Raw genomic sequence first — 7,842 nt, forward strand, 5'->3', positions numbered from 1 at the left:
ATTGGTCAAAAACAAGTTATTGAAGGAATTGCGTTAGGTGGAGTAAAAGGCTAAGAAGAGAAATTTTTAAGAGTATGTTACGTTCTCATCAGGATAGAACATCATAATTGGTGGAGAAGTAGAAATCAAAGTTACCCCGTATCCCGTTAATAGTGATACGGGGTAGTTTTTACTAATCCTCTTACTCTATTATTTTTTAGTCGTAGGTTATTCAATCTAACAATATATGTAAGAGATTTTGAGTTGAAAATATAAGGTTTTTATTACGTATTTCTGTAGTAGGGGAGGAAAGCAATGAAGCTAGCTTTTTCAACGTTAGGATGTCCGGAATGGGATTTAGATACCATTATTTCAAATGCAGTTGAAAATGGGTATCATGGTGTAGATTTTCGAGGATATTTAGGAGAGCTTAATATTTTTACATTCCCCGCGTTCTCAACTAATATAAAAGAAACGGTACAAAAATTTCAAGATGCATCCTTAGAAATACCATGTTTTTCGAGCTCGATACAATTATTTACCACATCACATGAGGAGTTGGGGCAGTACTTACATGAATTAAGGAGCTATGCGCAGCTATGCCAATATTTTAACACACCGTATATACGGGTTTTTGGCGGACCGATTATAGACGTAGGGCGAAGCAAGGCAGTTGAAATTGTAGTTGAAAATCTAGTGGAAATGCTGAAAATAGCTGAGGCCTTCAATGTAAGTCTCGTGCTTGAAACACATGATGATTGGACAAATTGCGAACACATTGCAGAAGTTGTTGAAAGGGTCAATTCTGATTATCTGCACGTGTTATGGGACGTCCATCATCCTTTTAGAACAGCGGGTGAGGATCCTGTTCTAACATGGGACACTTTAGGAAAACGGATCAAATATACTCACTGGAAGGATTCGTATATGAAGAAAGATACAGATCGGGGTTACCAGCTTTGTTTGCTTGGAGAAGGGGATGTTCCTTTGCAGCAAATGCTGCAGCTATTAGTGGAGAAAGGCTATGACGGCTATTTTACCCTGGAGTGGGAGAAAAAATGGTGCCCTGAAATCGAAGAGCCGGAAATTGCTTTTAAACAGTACATAGAGTTTATGAAAAGCTCTTTTGCTAGAATTTAAGCGTTTACTTACACTATAGGAAAGTATAAATTTCCAGCCGGAAGCAAATTCGACGTAGTTGGAAATTTTAAGAATACAGTATCAATGCAACTACGCCTATGTCTTCGCCCGGAGATAAGGAAGGGATGAATTTCGGTTAGACGCGGCCTAAAGTATTGTATTGTAGAAACGTATGTTCCATAATGGTTATATATGGAAGGCTCATTTACATAATGGGGAGTTTTGAGAAGGAGATATAAACCATGTTATTAAATAAGGATCAAAAACTTTTATTTATTGGAGATTCGATTACGGATTGTGAACGAGTGAAGCCGGAAGGAGAGGGTTTGTTTGGTGCGCTAGGTAAAGGATATGTATCCTTCATCGACGGGCTCCTGCAGTCCGTTTATCCGGAAGTGGGGATTCGAGTCGTCAATAAAGGGATGAGCGGAAATACAGTTCGGGATTTAAAGAAAAGATGGCAAGAGGATGTGCTTAATCAGAACCCAGACTGGTTAGCGATTATGATTGGTACAAACGATGTGTGGCGGCAGTACGATCTTCCGTTTATTAAGGATCAGCATGTGTATTTGGATGAATATGAGGAGACGCTACGGAAGCTGATTAAAGAGACAAAATCGTTTGTTAATGGGATTGTATTGATGACCCCTTTTTATTTAGAAAGTAATGAACATGATGCAATGCGTCAGACAATGGATCAGTATGGGGCAGTTGTAAGACGCATCGCCGAAGAAATGGACTGTATCTTCATAGATACACAAGCTTCGTTTAATGTAGTGTTAGAGCAACTCTACCCGGCAACATTAGCATGGGACCGTGTCCATCCAAGTGTTGCCGGTCATATGGTGCTGGCGAGAGCCTTCTTGAGGAAGATTGGATTTGATTGGAATAAAATGTGACCGAGTCTTATGATTGGGGTACAGTCGCATACCCGTCGAGATATTTTAACCATATCCTTTATACGGGGAATACGTTATCCTTTTAGCTGAATTATTGGAAAAGACAGTATTTTTTAGGGTGGTAGTTAGTTTTTTTATAGTTTGTAGAAGAGCAGGAGGGAAAATTTTGGGTATTCAACAAATTGAGTTTCTAGAAGGAATTGCATATGAAATAGAAAATGAGTGTTTTAAAGCCATCATTCTTCCAGAGGAAGGCAGTAACCTAATTTCTCTTTTCGATAAAAAGAAAGGAGTGGAACTGCTAAGGGTTCCAAAAACAAAAGAAGAGTATGACGGCCGCAGAATGTTATACGGAACACCTGTGTTATTTCCGCCAAATCGGATAGAAGATGCTGTGTTTCAGTTCGATAACCGGACGTACATGTTGGATATGAACAGACCAAAAGAGAATGTGCATATTCACGGATGGGTTCATAACAAAAAGTGGACGGTGAGCAGGATAGATGATAGACATGATACACTCACTACGATATTTGGCTCCAGTGACCATCCAGACATTTTACGGCAATTTCCACATGCATTTGTATTAGAGATGACTGTTCATTTGACAGAGAGAGGTGTTACACAGACTTTAAAAGTCATCAACAAAAGCAGCGAGGTAATGCCTGTAGGTGTCGGCTATCATACAACCTTCAATTTCCCGATGGAGAGTGCTAAGCTTTACATGGACTTGAACATGTATTGGGAATTGAATAACAGAAATTTGCCAACAGGACGGCTATTAGATGTTCCATACAAAGAAGAATTGAAAAACGGCATGAAGTTGAAAGGGCTTGCTTTAGATGATGTTTACCCACTAACAGATAATCACAAGGCTGTTATGGAGCACCCTGCTTTAGGCTTAAAGGTTACATATGAGGCTGTAAGCGGTTTTAGACATTGGGTTCTATTTACTGCCGGAGGGCAGGAAGATCTTCTTGCTATAGAGCCGTATTCATGGGTGACCAATGCCCCGAATATTCCTTTATCGGAAGAAATCACGGGGCTTTATGGATTGAAGCCTAATCAAGAGAAGATCTTTACAACACAAATTCATATAGAACATTTTTAAACAAAATGGATAGCGGAGCTAGGGAATTTCACTATTCCGTAAACTACCTTGATTTAGTCCCTTGAATCATGGTGTTGAAAAAGTCGGTTGTCAAGCCGACTTTTTTGAACCGCACCTCCAATTGTTAGTTGTGAAATGTGAACCCGTTTTTTGGGATTATTGGCGTCAGAGTTACAATTCGGTAGTTCCGGCTCCTTTTTCTTGTTCCACTAACTGGAAGTTTAGCTCAATAAGAAGAAGTATTGAAAGAGCAAATTTCATAATGATATAAATCTTGTTTATACTTGTATTTCTCCTCCATACCATTAAAAATTTTAGATTAGATATTTGTGTATCTTGAAATAATAAAACTAAAAAATAATGGAGGGATCAGTTTTTGAAACCAAACGAAAAACAAGTCAATATTGAATTGACATGCACTGAAATAGGCGGACTGTGGGGAATTTTTATTCAAGAAAGTATGAACATTAGATTCCTAACATATTTTATGCACCATCTTCAAGATGAAGAAATCAAACCACTTACTAAAATGGCATTAGAAATCTCTGAAGGCAGATTAGATAAAATTAAACAAATCTTCATAAAAGAAAATTTCCCGGTGCCTAGAGGCTTTGCAGAAGCTGATGTAAATTTGTCTGCCCCTCCACTATTTCATGATATTTTTTCATTAAGTTATATTTACATGATGAATCGACTTGCAATGATCAATTTTAGTTATACTGCTTCTAATAACGTTCGGCTTGATGTACTTGACTTCTTTACAGAATGCATACATACATCGACAGAAATGTTTGGCAAAGTAGTGAGGATGATGTTGTCAAAAGGAATTTATGACCGACCACCTAAAATGGAATATCCAAAGGAAATCGAATTTGTTCAAAAAGGTTCTTTTTTAACCGGGATAGTTGGAAAAAAACGCCCACTAAATGCTATTGAATTGTCCGAGATATTCTTTAACATTGAGAGAAATTATTTCTCTGTTCTTGTCATGCTAGGATTTGCTCAAGTAATAAAGGATAAGAAACTAAAGAATCACGTAATAAGAGGGAAAACTCTCAGTGAACAACAAATCAAATTTTTCAACAATTTGATGATGGAAGAAGACCTACTCGGTACGGTACCTGTTGGGATGGAAGTAACAGATTCAACTTTATCACTATTTTCAGATAAACTGATTTTTTCAATGATTAATGTATTGAATTCTGTAGACATCAGTTTAATATCGCATGCTATGTCAGTCTCAATGAGAACAGACCTTACAGCACAATATAGCAAAATCATAGCGGAAGTTATGCTTTACTCTAAGGACACCTTTGATATAGTGGTTGAAAAGAAGTGGCTCGAACAACCTCCCCTCGTGACAAATAGGAAGAAGTTGTTAAATTCAGATTAAAAAGTAATAGTTTACTTAGATTAACGGGGGCGGTGCTAAACTGTCAGCGTTTTTTCTCATTGTGTAAACGAAAGTAGTTAAGCTTTAATAAGTATTGTAAGGTAACAATAGACTTGTTTAGTTGCTTTTTACTGAACTTAAAGAATGCATTGTTTCAAGGAAAGAAATTCTTATTAAGTTAACGCGGCATCATTCATCTTGTGCCTGTATTTAATTTTTAACTTACAGTGGATTACTTAGTTATCCTTCGGCATTTGGCTGGTGATTGGTTTAATCTTTTATCGTTTTTATGGATCTAGAAATAGTATCTTGAAGAATGAAATGCAATAAATAAATGAAAGCAGATTGTATATGTACGATACAATCTGCTTTTTTCTTAGGTGACATAAGTGATTAGAAAGGGCAACCAACTTAGGGGTACATTCAATTTTAGTTTTTTTGAAAAAAGAAATACTATCCACGAAATCCGATGAAGAAAATTTGATGGAGGAATAGTCGTGGAAAATTGTAGAGGAGTTATGACTGAATTATTATTAAACAATTAGATGTAGTTACACTACGTTGAGGAAACTTCAAAAAAATAGCCTTTGCTCTGACATGGAGCTGGCTATTTTTTAGTATTTTATGACGGATGGGACAAAGAAATAGATTCAGAGATTTCTTTAGGAAAGGCATCTGAAAATGCAACTCCATGATTCTCCGGTTTTAGCACGGAATATTGATATTTAGGGAATAAATACACCCACATCAATTATTCCATAAATCTCTTTTGAATACAATGAACCAACTTTTATGTCACTTAACTGTCTGTTCCTTTTAAAGTAGACTTTAAGGATACCATGAAAGTTTGGTATCACTGTCTAATGGTTGGACTTTAATTTCAGCACTCAAGGTATTGAACCATTTGCTTAAAATTTCTTCTTTTGCTAGATTTGCATTGTCATCGTCTTCCCAAATTACATGAGAAAACCAAGCTCCAGTTGCCCATTCAAATTGTAGCTCAGCAAATGCAATCTTAGGGTGCTTAGCTTGAGCAAAGTTACCATTTACTGCAGAAACGACAGTAGATGCTTGCGGTAATAATTCATTTTCAATCTTTTCTTTTATAATAGTATCTTCAAGTTGATTCCACATAACTAAACTGCCATTCTTCAATAACGACTTTTAACGATAAGGCTCGATTGTAGAGCAAACACACGTAGAAAATGATCAAACTTTATTTCGAAGCAATATTAAGAAGGAAAATGATATGTAGAATTTTATGCAAAAAGTAGAGAGACTTGTAAAAAGATCGGGAGATCAAAAGCCGCACCGCCAGGGTATTGCATAAAATCCTGCATATTTGATAATGTTCGGATATGGATAGAACCCCAGTATTGGCGCGGATTTCTTAGGGAATCCCACTTCTGGTAATGACACGTTATGTTAACTTCACATGAATACAGTGTGCATCCAAAAATCTAAACAAAAAATTTCCTCTAGTGGTACAATTAGGAAATTAAGAGATAGTTAGTAAAAAATATGTGACAAGAATCTTTGGAGGGAGGTGTTCATAATGGTCTCCAAAAAGTTTATCGTTTCATTCTTATCATTTGTTTTGATTTCCCTATTAATTTACTGCATTGGTCATATGTTTACTATTCCTATGTTCATGTACCGATACGAAGAAATTGATAACGTAAATGGTTATTATATGCAAAGCGGATCAATGCTTCCCTTGTTGATAGGTTGGATCATTAGCTTTTTTGTTGGGAAGATTTATATTCACAGATTAAAACAATAATCCATCCGCTGTTCCCTGAAGTCCTCCTTCAGAGAACAAGAGGGGTTTGCTAAAGAGGAGAGATACAAATGAACGAGAAAAAAACTTTAACAGATTTTCTGAAAAGAAGTCCCCTTCCTCAAGGAATGCGAAGGGCGTAGCTCAAATGAGTAGGTGGGGGATGAATTTTCAGTAGGCGTAAGCCTATTTTTTCTTTTCTTTCTATTTGATGATTGAAAACTGAACATATGTTCGTTATAATGGATTTAGAAAGATATGGAAGGAGGTGTTAAAAGTGGCAGCTAGGGAAGATGGAACTCATATTAAAGGAACAAAAAAATCTTTACCAGATGGTTGGATCACTTCTGGTTTTCGTTTTTCTATTGTTCCTACTGAAGAACAAGCAATGCGTCTAGAACGAGCGTTTGGGTGTGAGAGAAAGGTTTACAATGCATATATAGCTGGTTTGTATGAGCATTTAGAAGGGATTGGATTTGCAGGTGGTTTTATTCGTTATAAGATTCCTTCCTACACAACGATTACCGCTCAGTACGATTATTTAGATAAAAGCAATGATTCTTTTGTCTACAATGATGCAAAAATGAGGTTCCAAGCAGCGATTCAGAAATACAATGAGGAATATGCAAAAAAGCCTATGCAGTATAAAAAGTCTGTACGTAAAAAAATGAAAACCATGGGTTATATTCCTACTTTTCGAGACATCAAAGGTGTGCCTAAATTCCATAGTAAAAAGCAAGGTAAGTTAAGCTACACGACAAACCAAACAAACGGAAATATAAAAATAAGGCAAGAAAACGGAGAATGTTTTTTATGTATTCCGAAATTCAAAGAAGGAATTTCTATGATTCTACATCGAGATGTTCCAATTGATGGTGTAATTAAAAAGGCGACGGTAAAGCGTGAGGGAACCCGATATATGGTCTCCTTGTCCATCGATTATCCGTTCCAGGTACCTCAACCTCAAGAGGATCTATCTCCTGATGATGTAATAGGTTTAGATTATAGTCAGGAACAACTGTATGTAGATAGCAATGGTCACATTGCCGGTTATACAAGATACCATAAGATCATGGAAAACCGTCAACGGCGTATGAATCAATCCCTTGCTCGTAAGAAGAACCATGCGAAAACAGATGAAAACGGTAATATCCTATATAGTAAGAATTATCAAAAACAAGTACGTAAATATCAAAAGGTCATGGCAAAGGTAAAAAATAAAAGAAGAGATACCCTCCACAAGATGACGAATCAGATAACCAATGATTATCAGGCTGTTGTGGTAGAAGATATTGACTTACGGAACTTGGCACAATGCTTACGTTTAGGGAAAAAGTTACATGACAACGGATTTGGGCTATTTCGCACGATACTAAAATACAAATGTGAAAGAAAAGGCAAATATTATATTGTTGCTGATACATATTTCGCATCTAGTAAAATCTGTAATTGTTGCGGACATAAGAAAGATAAACTTACATTATCTGAAAGGATATACAGATGTACCGAATGTGGTACAAAAACGGATAGAGATTATAAT

At 36.5% G+C, this 7,842-nt stretch carries 7 protein-coding genes; 6 read left to right on the forward strand and 1 reads right to left on the reverse strand.

Annotation, left to right across the window (positions count from 1 at the left end):
* The first annotated feature begins 294 nt into the window (after positions 1 to 294).
* From EP737_RS24710 to EP737_RS24725, 4 genes are all read left to right on the forward strand, one after another.
* Positions 295 to 1,119, forward strand: coding sequence for a sugar phosphate isomerase/epimerase family protein (locus EP737_RS24710; protein ID WP_129732007.1), 825 nt, complete (start codon positions 295 to 297; stop codon positions 1,117 to 1,119).
* A gap of 242 nt (positions 1,120 to 1,361) precedes the next feature.
* Positions 1,362 to 2,018 (forward strand): SGNH/GDSL hydrolase family protein, encoded by a 657-nt coding sequence (locus EP737_RS24715; protein ID WP_129732009.1) that lies wholly within the window; start codon positions 1,362 to 1,364, stop codon positions 2,016 to 2,018.
* Between the two features lie 166 nt (positions 2,019 to 2,184).
* Positions 2,185 to 3,129 (forward strand): aldose 1-epimerase, encoded by a 945-nt coding sequence (locus EP737_RS24720; RefSeq protein ID WP_165350931.1) that lies wholly within the window; start codon positions 2,185 to 2,187, stop codon positions 3,127 to 3,129.
* Between the two features lie 376 nt (positions 3,130 to 3,505).
* Positions 3,506 to 4,522 carry a DUF3231 family protein gene (locus EP737_RS24725; protein ID WP_129732013.1) on the forward strand — a complete coding sequence of 339 codons (1,017 nt, stop codon included), beginning with the start codon at positions 3,506 to 3,508 and terminating at the stop codon, positions 4,520 to 4,522.
* 828 nt (positions 4,523 to 5,350) lie between these two features.
* Here the strand turns inward: EP737_RS24725 and EP737_RS24730 are convergent.
* On the reverse strand, positions 5,351 to 5,656 hold the full coding sequence (locus EP737_RS24730) for a hypothetical protein (RefSeq protein WP_129732015.1): 306 nt from the start codon (positions 5,654 to 5,656) through the stop codon (positions 5,351 to 5,353).
* 421 nt (positions 5,657 to 6,077) lie between these two features.
* Between EP737_RS24730 and EP737_RS24735 the strand changes: the two genes are divergently transcribed.
* Together EP737_RS24735 and EP737_RS24740 are read left to right on the forward strand one after the other, a co-directional pair.
* Positions 6,078 to 6,305, forward strand: a complete 228-nt coding sequence (locus EP737_RS24735; protein WP_129732017.1) for a hypothetical protein — start codon at positions 6,078 to 6,080, stop codon at positions 6,303 to 6,305.
* Between the two features lie 274 nt (positions 6,306 to 6,579).
* On the forward strand, positions 6,580 to 7,842 hold a 1,263-nt coding region (locus EP737_RS24740), incomplete at its 3' end, for an RNA-guided endonuclease InsQ/TnpB family protein (protein ID WP_165350932.1).

Origin of the sequence: Ectobacillus funiculus (assembly GCF_004138295.1) — a bacterium.
Lineage (GTDB): Bacteria > Bacillota > Bacilli > Bacillales > Bacillaceae_G > Ectobacillus > Ectobacillus funiculus.